Annotated in this window: 17 protein-coding genes and 1 pseudogene; 8 read left to right on the forward strand and 10 right to left on the reverse strand. The window is 69.7% G+C overall.

Annotated features, from left to right (window positions below; translation table 11 throughout):
* The first annotated feature begins 10 nt into the window (after window positions 1–10).
* Window positions 11–439 (forward strand): hypothetical protein, encoded by a 429-nt coding sequence (locus QE399_RS14240; RefSeq protein ID WP_309829530.1) that lies wholly within the window; start codon window positions 11–13, stop codon window positions 437–439.
* Window positions 440–701: 262 nt separating this feature from the next.
* Here QE399_RS14240 and QE399_RS14245 read toward each other — a convergent pair whose 3' ends face one another.
* From QE399_RS14245 to QE399_RS14290, 10 genes and pseudogenes are all read right to left on the reverse strand, one after another.
* Window positions 702–1244 carry an Rrf2 family transcriptional regulator gene (locus tag QE399_RS14245; protein WP_309829532.1) on the reverse strand — a complete coding sequence of 181 codons (543 nt, stop codon included), beginning with the start codon at window positions 1242–1244 and terminating at the stop codon, window positions 702–704.
* Window positions 1245–1247: 3 nt separating this feature from the next.
* Window positions 1248–1775 carry a hypothetical protein gene (locus tag QE399_RS14250; protein WP_309829534.1) on the reverse strand — a complete coding sequence of 176 codons (528 nt, stop codon included), beginning with the start codon at window positions 1773–1775 and terminating at the stop codon, window positions 1248–1250.
* Window positions 1776–1945: 170 nt separating this feature from the next.
* The gene (locus QE399_RS14255) at window positions 1946–2272 is read right to left on the reverse strand and encodes a hypothetical protein (RefSeq protein WP_309829536.1); all 327 of its coding nucleotides are present in this window, start codon (window positions 2270–2272) and stop codon (window positions 1946–1948) included.
* 101 nt (window positions 2273–2373) lie between these two features.
* A complete protein-coding gene (gene kdpE, locus QE399_RS14260) occupies window positions 2374–3090 on the reverse strand; it encodes a two-component system response regulator KdpE (protein WP_309829538.1) in 717 nt (238 codons plus the stop codon).
* 14 nt (window positions 3091–3104) lie between these two features.
* A pseudogene (locus QE399_RS14265) lies at window positions 3105–5847 on the reverse strand (DUF4118 domain-containing protein).
* 194 nt (window positions 5848–6041) lie between these two features.
* Complete coding sequence (gene kdpC / locus QE399_RS14270; protein WP_405043698.1) at window positions 6042–6635, reverse strand: potassium-transporting ATPase subunit KdpC; 594 nt, start codon at window positions 6633–6635, stop codon at window positions 6042–6044.
* A gap of 18 nt (window positions 6636–6653) precedes the next feature.
* A complete protein-coding gene (kdpB, locus tag QE399_RS14275; RefSeq protein ID WP_309829540.1) occupies window positions 6654–8774 on the reverse strand; it encodes a potassium-transporting ATPase subunit KdpB in 2121 nt (706 codons plus the stop codon).
* 16 nt (window positions 8775–8790) lie between these two features.
* Complete coding sequence (gene kdpA / locus QE399_RS14280) at window positions 8791–10617, reverse strand: potassium-transporting ATPase subunit KdpA (protein WP_309829542.1); 1827 nt, start codon at window positions 10615–10617, stop codon at window positions 8791–8793.
* A 1-nt stretch (window position 10618) separates the two neighbouring features.
* On the reverse strand, window positions 10619–10717 hold the full coding sequence (locus tag QE399_RS14285) for a potassium-transporting ATPase subunit F (protein ID WP_309829544.1): 99 nt from the start codon (window positions 10715–10717) through the stop codon (window positions 10619–10621).
* Entirely contained in the window at window positions 10714–10845 is a 132-nt protein-coding gene (locus QE399_RS14290) for a hypothetical protein (protein ID WP_309829546.1), read from the reverse strand. Before QE399_RS14290 ends, QE399_RS14285 begins: the two co-directional genes overlap by 4 nt.
* A 429-nt stretch (window positions 10846–11274) precedes the next feature.
* Between QE399_RS14290 and QE399_RS14295 the strand changes: the two genes are divergently transcribed.
* From QE399_RS14295 to QE399_RS14325, 7 genes are all read left to right on the forward strand, one after another.
* Window positions 11275–12243, forward strand: a complete 969-nt coding sequence (locus tag QE399_RS14295) for an ABC transporter substrate-binding protein (RefSeq protein WP_309829547.1) — start codon at window positions 11275–11277, stop codon at window positions 12241–12243.
* A 67-nt stretch (window positions 12244–12310) separates the two neighbouring features.
* Window positions 12311–13162, forward strand: coding sequence for an ABC transporter permease (locus QE399_RS14300; protein WP_405043700.1), 852 nt, complete (start codon window positions 12311–12313; stop codon window positions 13160–13162).
* The gene (locus tag QE399_RS14305; RefSeq protein WP_309829549.1) at window positions 13159–13938 is read left to right on the forward strand and encodes an ABC transporter ATP-binding protein; all 780 of its coding nucleotides are present in this window, start codon (window positions 13159–13161) and stop codon (window positions 13936–13938) included. The genes QE399_RS14300 and QE399_RS14305 overlap by 4 nt, the downstream gene beginning before the upstream one ends.
* A gap of 49 nt (window positions 13939–13987) precedes the next feature.
* Window positions 13988–14773 carry a histidine utilization repressor gene (hutC, locus tag QE399_RS14310; protein ID WP_309829551.1) on the forward strand — a complete coding sequence of 262 codons (786 nt, stop codon included), beginning with the start codon at window positions 13988–13990 and terminating at the stop codon, window positions 14771–14773.
* A gap of 117 nt (window positions 14774–14890) precedes the next feature.
* Window positions 14891–16429, forward strand: coding sequence for a histidine ammonia-lyase (hutH, locus tag QE399_RS14315; RefSeq protein WP_309829553.1), 1539 nt, complete (start codon window positions 14891–14893; stop codon window positions 16427–16429).
* A 48-nt stretch (window positions 16430–16477) separates the two neighbouring features.
* Window positions 16478–18199 carry a urocanate hydratase gene (gene hutU, locus QE399_RS14320; RefSeq protein ID WP_309829554.1) on the forward strand — a complete coding sequence of 574 codons (1722 nt, stop codon included), beginning with the start codon at window positions 16478–16480 and terminating at the stop codon, window positions 18197–18199.
* 77 nt (window positions 18200–18276) lie between these two features.
* A complete protein-coding gene (locus QE399_RS14325; protein ID WP_309829556.1) occupies window positions 18277–18849 on the forward strand; it encodes a HutD/Ves family protein in 573 nt (190 codons plus the stop codon).
* Window positions 18850–18896: the final 47 nt, after the last annotated feature.

Genomic DNA, 18896 nt, shown 5'->3' on the forward strand with positions numbered 1-18896 from the left:
GGTGATTCCCATGCCATACGCCACCCCACGCATCGGCCTGCAGGACGGGCTGTCCTGGGCATCCCGCCCTGGACTGGCACCGCTCTGGGAAGACTACTTCACCACTCCCGTTCGCGATCGCCGGGTGCTCACGCTCTCCGGTCGCACCAGTTTCAGTGACGGGCGCCACCGCGTGGAAAACGCGGTCGGCATGCTGGAACTGAGCGGTGGCCCGGCGGGCCCCTACCGCACCACCCTGCAAATCTGCTTCGCCGATGCGCTCACGCTGCCCCCGCCGTCCTTCATTCTGGGGGACGACTCGGCGGTGGGCACGCTGGCGCTGCACGCGCGCTACTTCGATGCGTATATCGAGGTGGCGAGCCGCCATGGCGCCTACTTCCGCATCGGGGGCGACGGCGCTCGCAATGCGCTGGCCGCGGATCTGGCGCAACTGGGCTGACCGCGCCTTACTGGTTCCGCACGGCCAAAGGGGCTCGGCGCGCTGATCTGCGCGCAAGCGGTTGGCGGCCCCGTGCACGGGGCCGCCTTAGAACGTGTTGACGATTTCGCTCCAACCCTTCGGGCAGTGGCGTTTGCGGGCGGTCTGCGGCGTTGCGGCGTTTGCCAATAGCCGAGCTATTGGCAGCGCACCGCGCCTTGCATCCCCTCCCGCAAACGCCATTGCACGGCCCCAGGGAGATCGTAAACACGTTCTTACGGCCTCAGGTGGATGAGCCCAGCAGCCCGCCCAAGGCGAAGACCGAGTTCGGCACGTTTCTCGCCGGCAACTGCGATTTGGCCGGGGTGCGGGCTTTCAGCGCCACGGAGGCGGCCGGCGCCGCGTCGCGCAGGGTCTGCGCATCCTGGCTGGCGATCAGATCCGCCACCGTGATGGACTGCAGGTAGTCCATCACGCGCGAGTGGAAGGAGGCCCACAGCTCGGCGGTCATTTCGCCGGAGGGCAGCGGATGCGGCTCGGCGCTGGCTTTGTCGGCCGGGCGGGTCATGTACTTTTCCGATGCAGTGACGATGTCGGCTACGGACAGCTCCTGGGGGTTGCGGGTGAGCGTGTAGCCGCCGCCCGGTCCGCGGATGCTGCTGACCAGCCCCGCGCGACGCAGCGCACCGAAGATGTCTTCCAGGTAGGACAGCGAAATGCCCTGGCGGGCGCTGATGGCCGGCAAGGCCACAGGGCCGCCGTGCGAGCGCAGGGCCAGGTCGGTTACGGCGGTGACGGCCATCTTGCCGCGGGTGGTCAGGCGCATGATTTACTCCTCGATCGTGGTGTGGGGGAGCCCTTGGCGGGCAAAGGGGGTGGTGCTTCTGGCGGTCGTCCGGGCGTCGTCGCACCCTTTCTGCAGCACGCGCAGCAGTAGTTGCATCCAGCTCACGTCGGCCCAGTCCCTGCTTTGCAGCACGGGGTGCAGGGGGCTGGCGTGGCCGGACGGCGGCGCCACCTGGACGCCGTAGGTCTTGCGGCCTCTGTCGTTGGAGATGTCGATGGCCGCGCCCATGAGCGGAATGTCCACCGACGGCACCGGCCCGCGCTCGCCGTCGACGTCGATGCGCAGCGTGCAGCCGGGCAGCAGCGTGTAGCTCCACTGGAATCCCGCGTGGGCCTGGCGGCCGACCTGGTTCATGGCGGCCAGCCGCTGGTGCTGGGTCATGCTGAACGGGTCGAGCACCGGGCTGTCCGCCTGGGGGTAGCCGTCGCTGCAGCCGGCGGACAGCAGGGCGGTCGCCAGTGCGGCGGGCAAGCCCAGCGCACGCGCAGAGGCGCGTGGCGCCTCAGGCAACAGGGAACGTAAAAAGGAGCCGCAGGGCTGCATGGCGCAAGGAACGACGTCAAGGGGCCGGAAGGAGGCCAACGTCGCTCGGCTGCGCTGAGGCGGTGCGAGCAGGCGCCCAGGAGCGCCGCGTTGGCCTGAAGGCTTGCGGCGGGCGCCCGTGAGCGGCCCGCGCGCGGTCAGGCGACCAGGCGCGCGGTGCGGGGGGGCTTGTGCGGCACGTCGGGTGCCGGAGAGGGGGAACGGGCGTCGTCCGGCCTCAAGGGCGGGTACAGCGCCACGCGGTCATGGTGCGGACGCACGCGGATGTTGAGGTCGTCAGGCAGGTCCTGCTGGTCATCGGCCAGCCCATGCTCGGGGGACGCCTCGGCCAGTGCTTCGGTCTCTTCGTCGGCCGCCACGGAGGCATCCAGCGCCGGGAGCGCGTCTTCCAGAATGCAAGAGGCGGCCGCATGCGGCCCCTGGAGCAGGGGCTCGAGCGAGGATGCCTTGCCGAAAGCGGACACCCCAACGCTCAGGAAGAAGTGGAGGGTGAAAACCGCAATGAACCACCGAAGCATGGTAGGGAAATTATAGCGGCCGCCCCTGACGGCACAGCGCGGGCGGCTCATGTACCGCCCCCCGGTGGGTCGATGACCAGCCGGTAGCCGACCCCGGTCTCGGTCAGCAGGTGGCGCGGCCGGGCGGGATCGGCCTCCAGCTTCTGGCGCAGATGGCCCATGTGGATGCGCAGGTAGTGGCTGCGGTCGACATGGCCGGGGCCCCAGACGTCGGTGAGCAGCTGGCGCTGCGTCATCACGCGGCCGGCGTTGCCCAGCAGCACCAGCAGCATGCGGTACTCGATCGGCGTCAGGTGCACTGGCTGACCCCCGCGCAGCACCGTGCGCGCGGCTCCGTCGATGTCCACGTCACCGAACTGCCAGCGCGCTTCGGCGCCGGCGGTTGCATCGCCGTGGCGGGGGCGCCGCATGTTGGCGCGCACGCGGGCCAGCAGTTCGCCGGTTCCGAAGGGCTTGGTGAGGTAGTCGTCGGCGCCGGCGTCGAGCGCGGCGATCTTGTCGGCCTCGTCGGTGCGGGCCGACAGCACGATGATGGCGGCGCTTGACCAGGCGCGCACTTCGCGGATCAGTTCCACGCCGTCGCCGTCCGGCAGGCCCAGGTCCAGCACCAGCAGATCGGGTTGGCGGGTGCCGGCGGCCGACAGGCCGTCGCGCAGCGTGGCCGCTTCATGCACCTGCCATTGCTCCGCCTCCAGCGCACCGCGGACAAAGCGGCGGATCTGGGGTTCGTCCTCGATCACGATCACGGTACGGGCAGAAGGCATGGAGTGCGCCGGCTTCACTTTGGCTCAGCAGTGGCTGGCATGGAGTCATCGAGTTCCGGCAGCGGCGGAGGTTCCCTCCGCGGCAGGGAAAGGCGGAATTCTGCACCGCCGCCCGCGGCCTGCTCCGCCGTGATGCTGCCGCCATGGGCCCGCACGATCGCCTTGCAGATGGCCAGGCCGAGCCCGACGCCGGCGATGGCGGATTCCGCGTGGCCGCGGGTGAACTTCTCGAACAGCAGATGCGCCGCGCCGCGGTGGCTTTCAGGCAGGCCCGGCCCGTGGTCGCGCACCGACAAGTGCAGCGCTTCAGCGCTGGCGCTGGCGGTGATCTCTACCGGCGCGCGGCCGTACTTGGCGGCGTTTTCCAGCAGGTTGACCAGCACCCGCTCCATCAGCACCGGATCGAATTCCACCAGCGGCAGATCGGCGGGCAGCCGGGTGCGCACCTCCATGCCGCCCAGCGCCGGCTCTGCGGCACGCAGGGCCGAGCCGACCACTTCCTCCACGGATTGCCAGCCGTGCCGCAGCGGATGGGTTCCCTGCGCGCCGGAGGACTCCAGCCGCGCCATCTCCAGCAGGTTCGTGACCAGGGTGTTGAGTGCGCGGGCCTGGGCGGCGATGGCCTGGGCCGCGTCCGCCTGCGGGCCGGGGGGCAGGCCGCGCAGCGATTCCGCCAGGCCCAGCAGTGCGGTGAGCGGGGTGCGGATATCGTGCGAGAGCGCGCCCAGCAGCGTGCCGCGCAGGCGTTCGGATTCCATCTCGACCACGGCCTGCTGGGCGATTTCCACGTAGTGCACGCGCTCCAGGGCAATGGCGATCTGGCGCGTCAGCGTGTCGAGCTGGCGCATCTGTTCCGGCGCCGCCAGCCACTGAGGGTCCGGCAAGGTCAGCGCCAGCACGCCGCGCACCCGCATGGGCGCCTTGAGCGGGACATAGCGCCAGGGCTGGGCCGAGAGCGTCGCCGTGCCCAGGCCGGCGGGTTCGCCATGGCGCAGCGCCCAGCCGGCCACCGTGGCGTCCAGCCCCGGGGGCGGCGGGTGCGGCACCACCAATTGGTCGTTGGCATCCGTGCGCAGCACGCAGGCCTGGCCGCCGAAGTAGCTGCGAATGGCCGCTTCCCCCAGCTCGGCCACCTGGCTGCTCTCCAACGCGCCGGAGAGGTCGCGCGTCAGGGCGAACAGCGAGCGGGTGCGCTGCTCGCGCTGGGCGGCCACCCCGGCCGTGAAGCGCAGGCCCGCCGTGAGCTGGCCGATCAGCAGGCCCACGCCCAGCATGACGGCAAAGGTCACCAGGTACTGCACATCGCTCACGGCGAAGGAGATGCGCGGCGGCACGAAGACGTAGTCGAAGGCCAGCACGTTGAGCAGCGCGGCCACGGCCGCGGGCGCCCGGCCCCAGCGCAGCGCCACGCCGACCACGCCGAGCAGGAACAGCATGACGATGTTGACCAGATCCAGCGTGTCGGCCATGGGGGCGGCCACCAGCGTGATGGCCAGGCTGACGCCCGCCGCCCACAGGTAGCCGGCCCGGCTGCTGCGGGGCGGAGATTGGGGGCCGGAGGCGGCATGGCCGGCCGGCAGCCGCCGGTGGTGCGGCGAAGGGGCCACCTCGACGATGTCCACGGATGGCAGCAGCGCCGCCAACCGCCCGCGCAGCGCGGGGCGTCCCACTGGCAACAGCCGGGCCCAAGCGGGGCCGTTGCTGGAGGGGCGGCCCAGTACCAGGGTGGCGCAGTTGAGCTGCAGCGCGTGCGCGGCGAGCGCGTCCGCTACCGAGGCGCCTTGCAGCAGGGCGGTCTCTGCACCCAGGCTTTCGGCCAATTGCAGGGTCGCCAGCGCTTTTTGGCCGGCGTCGGCGCGGCTGCGCTGCGGCGTCTGCACATGCACCGCGTGCCAGGGTACGTTGAGCTGGCCGGCCAGGCGCGCGGCGGTGCGCACGGTCTGGGCGGCCTCCTCGCCAGCGCCCACGGCGGCCAGCAGCGCGCCGGACGTGTTCCAGGTCTGTGCGGTGGCGGGGCTGCCGGAATGCTCCACGCGCCAGTCGCGCATGTCGTCCTCCACATGCTCCGCCGTGCGGCGCAGGGCGATCTCGCGCAATGCGATGAGGTTGCCTTTGCGGAAAAAACTGCGGGTGGCCTGCCGCGCCTGCTCGGGCACATACACCTTGCCGGCGGCCAGGCGCTGCAGCAGCTCGTCGGGCGTCACGTCGACCAGGATGACTTCGTGGGCGCCGTCCAGCACCGCGTCCGGCACCGTTTCGTGCACGCGGATGCCGGTGATGGAGCCCACCGTGCCGTTGAGGCTCTCCAGGTGCTGCACGTTGAGTGCTGTCCACACGTCGATGCCGGCGGCCAGCAATTCCTTCACGTCCTGCCAGCGCTTGGCATGGCGCGAGCCTGGCGCATTGGAGTGGGCCAGCTCGTCCACCAGCAGGACCTGCGGCCGCCGCTCCAGGGCGGCGTCGATGTCCAGCTCGCGCAGCACATGGCCGCGGTAGGGCACCTCGCGCAGCGGCAACACCTGCAGTCCGTCGAGCAGGGCGGCGGTCTCGGCGCGGCCGTGGGTCTCGACCACGCCGATGACCACGTCGCCCCCCGGCCCGGCGCTCGCGCTGCGCGGCCGACAGCATGGACCAGGTCTTGCCCACGCCGGCGTTGGCGCCGAAGTAGATGCGCAGGCGGCCGGGCCGCTGGGCGGGGTCTTCGGCACGCCACTGGGCGATCAGGGCGTCGGGGTCGGGGCGTTCGGGTTCGGACATCGGGTCGTCATCATGGCGCAAAACAGGGGACCAAAAGGGCCGGCGGCGTCAGCGGCGCAGGGGCGCCGCGGGCGTCCGGCACGCGGCCGGTCCAGGAGCCACCAGGCCAGGGCCAGCGGGATCGCCAGCACGGCAACGGCCAGCAGGAGGGCGGCGGCTTCCGCCCATTGCCACGGCATGGGCGAGGGCACCCTTTACGGCTGCGCCGGCCGCGCAGAGCCAGTGTCCAGCGCCAGATTGAGCGCCAGCACATTCACCCGGGGCTCGCCGAGCAGGCCCCACAGGGGCGCCTCGGTGTGCTGCTGCACCAGGGCCTGGACGGTGGCTTCGGGCAAACCGCGCACGCGCGCCACGCGCGGCGCCTGGTACATCGCTGCGGCGGGGGTGATGTGCGGATCGAGGCCGCTGGCGGATGCCGTGACCAGATCGGCCGGCACCGGCCGGCTGTTGCCCGGATCGGCCGCGCGCAGCGCCTGCACGCGGGCGGTGACGGCGTCGGTCAGCGCCGGGTTCAGCGGCCCCTGGTTGGAGCCGCCGGAGGCCGAGGCGTTGTAGGGCTGGGGCGCGGTGGCGGAGGGGCGGCCCCAGAAGTGGCCGGGGTCCGAGAAGGGCTGGCCGATGAGGGCCGAGCCCACGGTGCGGCCGCCGCGCTCGACCAGGCTGCCCTGGGCCTGCCAGGGGAACAGCGCCTGCGCGGCGCCGGTGACGGCAGCGGGGTACAGCAGGCCAGTGACGGCGCTCAGCAGCACCAGCAGCACCAGGGCGGGACGGAATATCGTGCGGATCATGGAAGAACCTCCTTGGGGTCAGACCAGGCCGGCTGCGGCCAGCAGCAGGTCGATGAGCTTGATGCCGATGAACGGCACGATGAGCCCGCCCAGCCCGTAGAGGGCCAGGTTGCGGCGCAGCAGCGTGGCGGCGCCCACCGGGCGGTAGCGCACGCCTTTCAGCGCCAGCGGGATCAGGAACACGATGACCAGCGCGTTGAACACCACGGCCGACAGGATGGCCGACGACGGGCTGGCCAGCTGCATGACGTTGAGCGCGCCCAGTTGCGGGTAGGTGGACACGAAGATCGCCGGGATGATGGCGAAGTACTTGGCCACGTCGTTGGCGATGGAGAACGTGGTGAGCGAGCCGCGCGTCATCAGCAGCGCCTTGCCCGTCTCCACCACTTCCAGCAGCTTGGTGGGGTTGGAGTCCAGGTCCACCATGTTGCCGGCCTCCTTGGCGGCCTGCGTGCCGCTGCCCATGGCCACGGCCACGTCGGCCTGGGCCAGGGCGGGAGCGTCGTTGGTGCCGTCGCCGGTCATGGCGACCAGGTGGCCCTCGGCCTGGTACTTGCGGATGAGGGCCAGCTTGTCCTCGGGCGTGGCCTCGGCCATGAAGTCGTCCACCCCGGCTTCGGCAGCGATGGCGGCGGCCGTCAGCCGGTTGTCGCCGGTGATCATCACCGTCTGGATGCCCATGCGGCGCAGCTCGGCGAAGCGCTCCTTGATGCCGGCCTTGACCACGTCCTTCAGCTCGACCACGCCCAGCACGCGCGCGCCCTCGGCCACGGCCAGCGGCGTGCTGCCGCGGCGCGACACCTCGTCGGCCGCCGCCGCCACCTCGGGGGGCAGCCGGCCGCCCAGGCCCTCCACATGGCGGCGCAGCGCTTCCACGGCGCCCTTGCGCAGCGGCACCGGGGCGGCGTCCAGGCTCAGCGCGGTGGGCGGCAGGTCCACGCCGCTCATGCGCGTCTGGGCCGTGAAGGGCACGAACTGCGCGCCGTCGGGGGCTTGCGCGGGGGCGCCCGCCAGGCCCTGGGTGCGTGCCAGTTCCACGATGCTGCGGCCCTCGGGCGTCTCGTCGGCCAGCGAGGCCAGCAGCGCGGCGCGCGCCAGCTGGTCGGCCGCCACGCCCGGCGCGGGCAGGAAGGCATGCGCCTGGCGGTTGCCATGGGTGATGGTGCCGGTCTTGTCCAGCAGCAGCACGTCCACGTCGCCGGCCGCCTCGACCGCGCGGCCCGAGGTGGCGATCACGTTGGCCTGCATCATGCGGCTCATGCCGGCCACGCCCACGGCCGACAGCAGCCCGCCGATGGTGGTGGGGATCAGGCACACCAGCAGCGCGATCAGCGCGGCCAGCGACACGGCCGTGCCCGCGCCCGCCGCCTGCACGCTGAACAGCGAATAGGGCAGCAGCGTGGCGGTCACCACCAGGAACACGATGGTCAGCGCCACCAGCAAAATGGTCAGCGCAATCTCGTTGGGCGTCTTCTGGCGGCGTGCGGCCTCCACCATGCCGATCATGCGGTCGAGGAAGGACTCGCCCGGGTTCACGCTGATGCGCACCACCAGCCAGTCGGACAGCACGCGGGTGCCGCCGGTCACGGCCGAGAAGTCGCCGCCCGATTCACGTACCACGGGGGCCGACTCGCCGGTGATGGCGCTCTCGTCCACCGAGGCCACGCCGTCCACCACCTCGCCGTCCAGCGGCACCACGTCGCAGGATTCCACCAGCACCACGTCGCCCTTGCGCAGGTTGTGTGCCTGTTCGGGCAGCCAGGCCGAGGTGGCGCCCGTGGCCGCGCCCTTGAGCTTCTTGGCCCAGGTGTCCTTGCGCAGGCCCTTGAGCGATGCGGCCTGGGCTTTGCTGCGGCCTTCCGCCAGCGCCTCGGCGAAGTTGGCGAACAGCACGGTGAACCACAGCCAGAGGGCGATGGCCAGGATGAAGCGGGGCTGCATGCCGCCGGCATCGCCGTTGCCGCCGCTCCAGGGCAGGGACTGCAGCCACAGCAACGTCGTCAGGATGCTGCCGACGTAGACCACGAACATCACCGGGTTGCGCCACTGCGCGGCCGGGTTGAGCTTGGTGAACGCGCCGCGCAGCGCGGGGGCGAGCAGGGCGCGGTCCATCAGGGACAGGGATTGACTGGTTTTCATGAGGGGATGACTCGGTTCACGGCTGCTTCCACAGCATCAGGTGCTCCACCACCGGGCCCAGGGCCAGCGAGGGCACGTAGTTCAGCAGGCCCACCAGCAACACCGTGGCCACCAGCAGCAGCACGAACAGCGGGCCGTGCGTGGGCAGGGTGCCGGCCGTGGCAGGCAGCTTCTGCTTGGCCGCCAGCGCGCCGGCAATCGCCAGCACGGGCACGATCACGCCGAAGCGGCCCAGCCACATCGCCAGGGCCAGCAGCGCGTTGTAGAAGGGCGTGTTGGCCGACAGGCCCGCGAAGGCGCTGCCGTTGTTGTTGGCGGCGGAGGTCAGCGCGTAGAGGATCTCGGAGAAGCCATGCGCCCCCGGGTTGGCCACGCCGGCGGTGCCGGCCGTGGTGCTCACGGCCACTGCCGTGCCCACCAGCACCAGCAGCGGCGTGACCAGGATGGCGATGGAGGTGAGCTTCATCTCGTGCACCTCGATCTTCTTGCCCAGGTACTCCGGCGTGCGGCCGATCATCAGCCCGGCGATGAACACCGCCAGGATGGCGAAGACCAGCATGCCGTACAGGCCCGAGCCCACGCCGCCGAAGACCACTTCGCCCAGCTGCATCAGCACCAGCGGCACCATGCCGCCCAGCGGGGTGAGCGAGTCGTGCATCAGGTTGACCGCGCCGCACGAGGCGGCCGTGGTCACCACGGCAAACAGCGCGGACGCATCGATGCCGAAGCGCACTTCCTTGCCTTCCATGTTGCCGCCGCTTTGCAGCGCGCTGGCGGCCTGGTCGGCGCCCAGCGGCGCCAGCAGCGGGTTGCCGGCCTGTTCCGCGCCGGTCAGCACCACCACGGCCACGACGAACATCAGCGCCATCGCGGCGAGCACGGCCACGCCCTGGCGCTGGTCGCCCACCACGCGGCCGAAGGCGAAGCACAGCGCGGCCGGGATGAGGAAGATCGCCAGCATCTGCACCAGGTTGCTCAGCGCCGTGGGGTTCTCGTACGGGTGGGCGGAGTTGGCGTTGAAGAAGCCGCCGCCGTTGGTTCCCAGCATCTTGATGGCCTCCTGCGAGGCGACCGGGCCCATGGCCAGCGTCTGCGTGGCGCTCTGCTGCGGCTGCAGCACGGGCGCGCCGCTCGCGTCCAGCACCGGCTGGCCGGCGGCGTCGAGCTTCGGTGCTTCGTAATGCACCGTCTCCAGCAGGTCCGAGGTAGCCGAGGCGCTGAAGTTCTGGATCACGCCCTGGCCCGCCAGCACGAGGGCGATGGCGAACGACAGCGGCAGCAGCACCCACAGGGTGATGCGCGTGATGTCGGCCCAGAAGTTGCCCACCCGGCCCGCTTCCTTCGGCTGGCCGGCGGCGCTCTGGCCTCGCGAGGCAAAGCCGCGTGCCAGCGCAAAGGCCACGGCGATGCCGGTCGCGGCGGACAGGAAGTTCTGCACCGTCAGGCCCAGCATCTGCGTGAGGTAGCTCATGGTGGACTCGCCCGCGTAGCCTTGCCAGTTGGTGTTGGCGACGAAGCTCACCGCCGTGTTGAAGGCCGAGTCGCCGGCCACGGCGCCCAGGCCCATCGGGTTGAGCGGCAGCACGGCCTGTGCCCGCTGCAGGCCGTAGAGCAAGAGCGCACCCAGCCCGTTGAAGGCCAGCAGGCCTAGCGCGTACCGGTGCCAGGGCATGGACTCGCCGGGGTCGATGCCGCACAGGCGGTAGACCGGCGCCTCGAAGCGGCGCATCCAGCGCGGCAGATCGCCGCGGCAGACGGCGGCCAGCGCCCGGCCCAGCGGCCAGGCCGCAGCGACCAACACGGTGAGGAAGAGGGCCAGCAGCCCCCAGGCGGAAGCGCCCATGTCAGAACTCCTCCGCGCAGATCAGCGCAAACACCAGATAGGCCAGCAGCAGCACGGCCACGATGGCCGCCAGGCCGTACAGCATGTGCAGCGCGATCATGGGCGCTGTTCCTTGCGCGGCCGGCCCAGCCGGTGCAGCCACAGGGCCAGTTCGGCGGCCGCCACCCACAGCGCCGCCAGGGCGCCGATCCATACCAGGTCCATCGTTCCTCCTCGGGGTTCAGACATGGCGGCGATTCTGGAAACGGGCGCGCAAAGACGGTGCACAGAGTGCGGGGGGCGGCATAAAGAAAGCGTAAAGACGCCGGGCGCCTGGCTGCTGCTCCTGAATCAGGAGCTGTATGCGCTTGTATTTCAAGCAATTTCAATACATTAGGTGCTGAGCGTGTTGCGTGATAAGCGCATCCAGCTATCAAATAAATAGCGATGCCGCGACAGCCCTGGGCGCGTCACCGGCGGGGCGGTCGGGGCTGGCCCGCGTCTTGCATTCCACCCGCCTTGTGCAGGCAGAGCGCACTGGCGTGGTGCAGGCTGCCCGTGATTTCGGGATGCGTGCGCGTTAACCCTGTATAGACAGGTATGGACGCGAGCGCATCATCGCGGCCGCGCGGCGTGCCGAGTCCTGCACGAAAGCCGTTTTTTCAACAGGAGCTGAAGATGAGCCGAACGATGGTGGTGAAGATGGCGTCGCTGGTGGCGACGGGCGCGCTGGTATTGGGAACCGCCACGGCGGTCCACGCGCAGGAGACGAAGATCGCGCTGGGCATGTCCGGCTGGACCGGCTTCGCCCCGCTCACGCTGGCCGACAAGGCCGGCATCTTCAAGAAGAACGGCCTGGACGTGGAACTCAAGATGATTCCGCAGAAGGACCGCCACCTGGCCCTGGCCTCCAAGGCCATCCAGTGCGCCGCCACCACGGTCGAGACGCACGTCGCGTGGAACACCAACGGCGTGCCCATCGTGCAGATCTTCCAGATGGACAAGTCCTACGGCGCCGACGGCATCGCCGTGCGCAACGACGTGAAGGGTTTTGCCGACCTCAAGGGCAAGACCATCGCCGTGAGCGCGCCCGGCACGGCGCCGTACTTCGGCCTGGCCTGGATGCTGTCCAAGAACGGCATGAGCCTCAAGGATGTGAAGACCGTCTCGCTGGAGCCCCAGCCGGCCGCGCAGGCCTTCGTCTCGGGCCAGAACGACGCGGCCATGACGTACGAGCCCTACCTGTCGACCGTGCGCGCCAACCCGCAGGCCGGCAAGATTCTGGCCACCACCATCGACTACCCGATGGTCATGGACACGGTGGGCTGCGCGCCCGACTGGCTCAAGGCCAACCCCCAGGCCGCACAGGCGCTCACGCAGTCGTACTTCGATGCGCTGGAGATGATCAAGACCGACCCGGCCAAGGCCAACGAGATCATGGGCACCGCCGTCAAGCAGACGGGCGAAGCCTTCGCGAAGTCGTCCGCCTACCTGCGCTGGCAGGACAAGGCCGCCAACCAGAAGTTCTTCGCGGGCGAGCTGCAGCAGTTCATGAAGGACGCCGCGGCCATCCTGCTGGAGGCCGGCGTGATCCGCAAGCTGCCGGACAACTACGCAGCCATGGTGGACGACCGCTTCATCAAGTAAGCGCGCCGCTCCCGCTGCCTGACTGCCGAACGAACCCGACGAACCTGCCTTCCTGAGGATCTGCCGTATGAGCCGAGCGATGGGCGCTGCGCCCACGACCCCCCCGACCCTGGACTCCGGCCACCCGGCGCGCCGGCGCCGCCTGGCGCCGCTGGAGCCCGTGAGCGCCGGCGCGCGCTGGCTGCTCGGGCTGGCGTTCTTCGTCCTGTTCTTTGCCGTGTGGGCCGTGGCCACGCTGGGCGGCTTCGTCTCGCCCACCTTCCTGGCCAGCCCCATCACCATGGTGCAGGAAGGCTGGCTGCTGTTCACGCAGTTCGGCTTTTTGCACGACATCGGCATGACGGTGTGGCGCGTGCTGGGCGGCTTCATCCTGGCCGCCATCGTGGCCGTGCCGCTGGGGATCGGCATGGGGGCGCACAAGGGCGTCGAGGCGTTCCTGGAGCCGTTCGTGTCGTTCTGCCGCTATCTGCCGGCCTCGGCCTTCATTCCGCTGCTCATTCTGTGGGCGGGCCTGGGCGAGATGCAGAAGCTGCTGGTGATCTTCATCGGCTCGGTGTTCCAGATCATCCTGATGGTGGCCGTCATCGTGGGCAACGCCCGCAAGGACCTGGTCGAGGCGGCCTACACGCTGGGCGCCACGCCCACGGGCATCGTGCGCCGCGTGCTCATTCCGGGCGCCGCGCCCGACATCGCCGAGACGCTGCGCCTGGTGCTGGGCTGGGCGTGGACGTACGTGATCGTGGCCGAGCTGATCGGCTCCTCGTCGGGCATCGGCCACATGATCACCGACAGCCAGGCGCTGCTGAACACCGGGCAGATCATCTTCGGCATCATCGTCATCGGCCTCATCGGGCTGGTGTCGGATGCACTTTTCAAACTCGCCAACCGCCGCCTGTTCGCTTGGAGTGCCCTGCGATGAGCCTGCTGTCCATTCGAGGTGTCTCGCGCACGTTCGTCAGCCCCAAGGGGCAGTCCACGCAGGCCCTGTTGCCGGTGGATTTCCAGGTGCAGGAGAACGACTTCGTCACCATCCTCGGCCCCTCGGGCTGCGGCAAGTCGACCATGCTGCGCATCGTGGCCGGGCTCGACTACCCCACCAGCGGCCGCGTGCTGCTGGACGGCCGCCCGGTTGAGGGCCCCGGCGCCGACCGCGGCATGGTGTTCCAGAGCTACACGCTGTTCCCCTGGCTCACCATCGAGCAGAACATCCGCTTCGGCCTGCGCGAGCGCGGCATGCCCGAGGCGCAGCAGAAAGAGCGCGCCGCGTACTTCATCGCCAAGGTGGGGCTGCGGGGCTTCGAGCAGCACTTTCCCAAGCAGCTGTCGGGCGGCATGCAGCAGCGCACCGCGATTGCGCGCGCGCTCGCCAATGACCCCAAGATCCTGCTGATGGACGAGCCCTTCGGCGCGCTCGACAACCAGACCCGCGTGCTCATGCAGGAGCTGCTGCTGGGCATCTGGGAGGCCGAGCGCAAGACGGTGCTGTTCGTCACGCACGACATCGACGAGGCCATTTTCATGGCCAACCGCGTGGCCGTGTTCAGCGCGCGGCCCGGCCGCATCAAGACCGAGATCGCCGTCGATCTGCCGCACCCGCGGCATTACACGATCAAGACCTCGCCCGAGTTCATGGAACTGAAGGCGCGGCTGACGGAAGAGATCCGCGCCGAGTCGATGGCGGCGGACGCGCACTGATGGCGCCCGTCTGCCGCCCCTGCTGCACGCGCTGATAGAGTCCCGCGCGATGACCGCAACCGACCGCAACCCCCGCCCGGCGCAGCAGCAGCAGAAGCCCGCGCGCGCCGAGCCCGCACTGGCCCTGTACCAGCAGGTCAAGGACCACATCGTGCGCAAGATCCAGGACGGATCGTGGCGCGCCGGTGACCGCCTGCCCTCCGAGAACGAGCTGGTGCTGCAGTTCGGCATGTCGCGCATGACCGTGAACCGCGCGCTGCGCGAACTGGTGGAGCAGGGCCGCATCGTGCGCGTGGCCGGCGTGGGCAGCTTTGTGGCGGAGGACAAGCCGCAGTCCACGCTGCTGCAGATCGCCAACCTGGCCAGCGAGATCCGCCAGCGCGGCCACGACTACCGCTGCGACGTGCTGTCGGTCGAACGCATCTCCGCCTCGATGGAGATCGCCGCGGCGCTGGACCTGCGCACCGGCGAATCGGTGTTCCATTGCGTGTGCGTGCACCGCGAAGACGGTGTCCCCGTGCAGTTGGAAGACCGCTACGTCAACCCGCGCGCTGTGCCGCACTTCGCCACGCAGGATTTCACCCAGCTGCAGCCCTCCGAGTTCCTGGTGCGCAATGTGCCGTTCGACCAGATGGAACACGTGGTGGATGCCGTGCTGCCCACCGCCGAACAGGCCCGCCTGCTCGACATGGCGGTGACCGACCCGTGCCTGCTGCTCACCCGCCGCACCTGGTCGCGAGGCATGCCGGTGACCATGGTGCGCTGCCTGCATCCGGGCTCGCGCTACCGGCTGGGCAGCCGCTTCCGCGCGGATGGCAACCCGCTGGTAGGCTGAAAAATGGTGTTCAACCTGTATATACAAGTTGATCGTGTCATGGTTCAATACGGGCGATCCGCTGCGGCCACGCCGCGCTAATTTTCTGGCATCAACTTGTATATACAGGATGACACAATGAACCCTTCGTCCTCTCTTGTGCTCCACCCCGGCCGCGTCACCCTGGCCGAACTGCGCCATATCGCCGCGGGCGGCGTAGTCCTGTCGCTCGACCCGGCTGCGCTCGCCGGCATGGCCGATTCCAAGGCCACGGTGGACCGCATCGTGGAAGAGGACCAGGTGGTCTACGGCATCAACACCGGCTTCGGCAAGCTGGCCAGCACGAAGATCGCCCACGACCGCCTGGCCGAGCTGCAGCGCAACCTGGTGTTGTCGCACAGCGTGGGCACGGGCGACCCGCTGCCCGACGACGTGGTGCGCATGGTGCTGGCCACCAAGGCCGTAAGCCTGGCACGGGGGCACTCGGGCGTGCGCACCGCGCTGGTCGAGGCGCTGCTGGCCCTGGCCAATGCCGATGTGCTGCCCGTCATCCCCGCCAAGGGTTCGGTGGGTGCCTCGGGCGACCTGGCTCCACTGGCGCATCTGGCCTGCGTGCTCATCGGTGAAGGCTTCGCCAAGGTGAACGGGCAGGTCGTCTCCGGCCGCGAGGCCATGGCCTCCATCGGGCTGGAGCCTTTCGTGCTCGGCCCCAAGGAGGGCCTGGCGCTGCTGAACGGCACGCAGGTCTCCACATCGCTTGCGCTGGCCGGGCTGTTCGGCGCCGAGAGCGTGTTCGCCGCCGGGCTGGTGGCGGGCTGCCTGACGCTGGAGGCCATCAAGGGCTCGGTGAAGCCGTTCGATGCGCGCATCCACGAAGCGCGCGGCCAGGCCGGGCAGATCGCCGTGGCGGCTGCCGTGCGTGCGCTGCTCGACGGCAGCGCCATCGACACCTCGCACCCGCACTGCGGGCGCGTGCAGGACCCGTATTCCATCCGCTGCGTGCCCCAGGTGATGGGCGCGTGCCTGGACAACCTGAACCACGCGGCCCGCGTGCTGCAGATCGAGGCCAATGCGGCGTCGGACAACCCGCTGGTCTTCACCGACACGGGCGAGGTGATCTCGGGCGGCAACTTCCACGCCGAGCCGGTGGCCTTTGCGGCCGACATCCTCGCGCTGGCGATTGCCGAGATCGGCGCCATCTCCGAGCGCCGCCTGGCGCTGCTGCTGGACACGGGCCTGTCGGGCCTGCCGGCCTTCCTCATCCAGGACAGCGGCGTGAACTCCGGCTTCATGATCGCCCAGGTCACCGCCGCCGCCCTGGCCACCGAGAACCAGTGCCTGGCCAACCCCAGCAGCGTGACCAGCCTGCCCACCTCGGCCAACCAGGAAGACCATGTCTCCATGGCCACCTACGCCGCGCGCCGCCTGCTGGACATGGTGCGCAACACGGGCGTGATCGTCGGCATCGAGGCCATGGCCGCAGCGCAAGGCATGGAATTCGACAGATCGATCAAGAGCTCCGTCCTCATCGAAGCCCAGTTCGCGGCCATTCGCACACGCGTGGCCTTCCTGGAGCAGGACCGCTACCTCGCCCCCGATATCGAAGCCGTACGCGTCTGGGCGCAAGAGGCTTCCTGGCCCGATCCGTTGACCGCCTGCCTGCCCAGCTTCCAGTGATCCCTTGCACTGCCCATTCGCACTGTCCATTCGTGAAGGAGTGACCCCATGAACGCCAACGACGCCATCCTGTCCGCCACGGCCGCCGATCCGCGCCACGACCCTACGCGCGTGATCCGCGCGCCGCGCGGCAGCGAACTGCACTGCAAGAACTGGCTGGCCGAGGCCGCCTTCCGCATGCTGCAGAACAACCTGGACCCGGACGTGGCCGAGAACCCGCAGTCGCTGGTGGTGTACGGCGGCATCGGCCGGGCCGCGCGCAACTGGGAGTGCTTCGACCAGATCCTGTCGTCGCTCAAAACGCTGGAAGCCGATGAATCCTTGCTCATCCAGTCCGGCAAGCCGGTGGGCGTGTTCAAGACGCACGAGAACGCGCCGCGCGTGCTGCTGGCCAACTCCAATCTGGTGCCCAAGTGGGGCACCTGGGAGCACTTCAACGAGCTGGACCGCAAGGGCCTGTTCATGTATGGCCAGATGACGGCCGGCAGCTGGATCTACATCGGCGCCCAGGGCATCGTGCAGGGCACGTTCGAGACTTTCGTCGAGGCCGGCCGCCAGCACTACAACAACGACCTGTCGGGCAAATGGATCCTCACGGCCGGCCTGGGCGGCATGGGGGGTGCCCAGCCGCTGGCGGGCGTGCTGGCCGGCGCCTGCGTGCTGGCCATCGAATGCCAGCAGAGCAGCATCGACTTTCGCCTGCGCACGCGCTATGTGGACAAGCAGGCTAAGGACCTGGACGATGCGCTGGCCCTCATCGCGCACCACACCGCACGCAAGGAGGCCGTCTCCATCGCGCTCTTGGGCAACGCGGCCGAGGTGCTGCCCGAACTGGTCAAGCGTGCCAAGGCCGGCGGCCCCAGGCCCGACATCGTGACCGACCAGACCTCGGCGCACGATCTCGTCAACGGCTATCTGCCCGTGGGCTGGACCGTGCCGCAATGGCGCGCCGCAGCGGCCGACCCCGGTCAGCACGCCACGCTCAAGGCGGCGGCGGCCAAGGGCTGCGCGGTGCACGTGCAGGCGATGCTCGACTTCCAGGCCATGGGCATCCCCACCGTGGACTACGGCAACAACATCCGCCAGGTCGCGTTCGACGAAGGCGTGAAGAACGCGTTCGACTTCCCCGGCTTCGTGCCTGCCTACATCCGCCCGCTGTTCTGCGAGGGCAAGGGCCCGTTCCGCTGGGTGGCGCTGTCAGGCGATCCGGAAGACATCTACAAGACGGATGCCAAGATCAAGGAACTGTTCCCCGAGAACAAGCACACGCACCGCTGGCTCGATATGGCGCGCGACCGCATCGCCTTCCAGGGCCTGCCGGCGCGCATCTGCTGGCTGGGCCTGGGCGAGCGCCACAAGGCCGCGCTGGCTTTCAATGAGATGGTGAAGAACGGCGAGCTGAAGGCGCCCATCGTGATCGGCCGCGACCACCTGGACACCGGCTCCGTTGCCAGCCCCAACCGCGAGACCGAGGCCATGAAGGACGGCACCGACGCCGTGAGCGATTGGCCGCTGCTGAACGCGCTGCTCAACACGGCCGGCGGCGCCACCTGGGTGAGCCTGCACCACGGCGGCGGCGTGGGCATGGGCTATTCGCAGCATGCGGGCGTGGTCATCGTGGCCGACGGCACCGACGAAGCCGCCGCCCGCTTGGGCCGCGTGCTGTGGAACGATCCGGCCACGGGCGTGATGCGCCACGCCGATGCAGGCTACGACATCGCCATCGCCACGGCCAAGAAGCACCAGCTGAATCTGCCCATGGTGAAGTAAAGGGCAAGCCGCCGGGCTGCGGCGGCGCGCCTTGCCGTCCGCGCACACTCACGTTTTGTCCACCAGGGTGCCCCACCATGCAACGCTTCGACTTGGCCACCATCCCTTCCACCCCATGGCGCAACGGCGGCGGCGCCACGCGCGAGCTGGCCTGCTGGCCGCCCGGTGCGGGCATGGAGGCCTTCGACTGGCGCGTGAGCGTGGCCACCGTCGTGCAGGCCGGGCCGTTCTCGGCCTTTCCGGGCATCGACCGCCACATCATGCTGCTGCAGGGCGGCGGCCTGCACCTGCAGGCGCGCGACGGATCGCTGCAGCACGCGCTGGACGAGCTGTGGCAACCTTTCTGCTTTGCGGGCGAGTTGGCGCTGGACTGCACGCTGGCCGGCGCGACCTCGCAGGACTTCAACCTGATGCTGCGCCGCGGCGCGTGGAAGGGCGGCATCGACATCGTGCGCGGCTCGGTGCAGCCGGGCGTGTCGCCCGCCGGGCTGTGCATGGTGCTGGAGGGCACCTGGGCCTCCGAGGACGCGCAGGGCGACGCCGTCTTCAAACCCGGCCAGGGGCTGTGGTGGAGCGCCAGCACACCCCACGCCAGCCTGGCGCCGCGCGGCACCGGCACGCTGGCCTGGCTGGCGCTGAACCCGGTCTGACGCGGTTTGAATGAAATAGGGCTGCAGCGCACATGCAATAAGCGCAA

Origin of the sequence: Paracidovorax wautersii, from assembly GCF_031453675.1 — a bacterium.
GTDB lineage: Bacteria > Pseudomonadota > Gammaproteobacteria > Burkholderiales > Burkholderiaceae_C > Paracidovorax.

Excerpts from the sequence above, each read along its gene's own strand:
- QE399_RS14305 (WP_309829549.1), top strand. The coding sequence starts at position 13,159 with ATGAGCCTGCTGTCCATTCGAGGTGTCTCGCGCACGTTCGTCAGCCCC.
- kdpB (WP_309829540.1), bottom strand. The coding sequence starts at position 8,774 with ATGAAAACCAGTCAATCCCTGTCCCTGATGGACCGCGCCCTGCTCGCC.
- QE399_RS14325 (WP_309829556.1), top strand. The coding sequence starts at position 18,277 with ATGCAACGCTTCGACTTGGCCACCATCCCTTCCACCCCATGGCGCAAC.
- kdpA (WP_309829542.1), bottom strand. The coding sequence starts at position 10,617 with ATGGGCGCTTCCGCCTGGGGGCTGCTGGCCCTCTTCCTCACCGTGTTG.
- hutU (WP_309829554.1), top strand. The coding sequence starts at position 16,478 with ATGAACGCCAACGACGCCATCCTGTCCGCCACGGCCGCCGATCCGCGC.
- QE399_RS14295 (WP_309829547.1), top strand. The coding sequence starts at position 11,275 with ATGAGCCGAACGATGGTGGTGAAGATGGCGTCGCTGGTGGCGACGGGC.
- kdpC (WP_405043698.1), bottom strand. The coding sequence starts at position 6,635 with ATGATCCGCACGATATTCCGTCCCGCCCTGGTGCTGCTGGTGCTGCTG.
- QE399_RS14240 (WP_309829530.1), top strand. The coding sequence starts at position 11 with ATGCCATACGCCACCCCACGCATCGGCCTGCAGGACGGGCTGTCCTGG.
- QE399_RS14285 (WP_309829544.1), bottom strand. The coding sequence starts at position 10,717 with ATGATCGCGCTGCACATGCTGTACGGCCTGGCGGCCATCGTGGCCGTG.
- QE399_RS14290 (WP_309829546.1), bottom strand. The coding sequence starts at position 10,845 with ATGTCTGAACCCCGAGGAGGAACGATGGACCTGGTATGGATCGGCGCC.
- QE399_RS14300 (WP_405043700.1), top strand. The coding sequence starts at position 12,311 with ATGAGCCGAGCGATGGGCGCTGCGCCCACGACCCCCCCGACCCTGGAC.
- QE399_RS14245 (WP_309829532.1), bottom strand. The coding sequence starts at position 1,244 with ATGCGCCTGACCACCCGCGGCAAGATGGCCGTCACCGCCGTAACCGAC.
- kdpE (WP_309829538.1), bottom strand. The coding sequence starts at position 3,090 with ATGCCTTCTGCCCGTACCGTGATCGTGATCGAGGACGAACCCCAGATC.
- hutH (WP_309829553.1), top strand. The coding sequence starts at position 14,891 with ATGAACCCTTCGTCCTCTCTTGTGCTCCACCCCGGCCGCGTCACCCTG.
- hutC (WP_309829551.1), top strand. The coding sequence starts at position 13,988 with ATGACCGCAACCGACCGCAACCCCCGCCCGGCGCAGCAGCAGCAGAAG.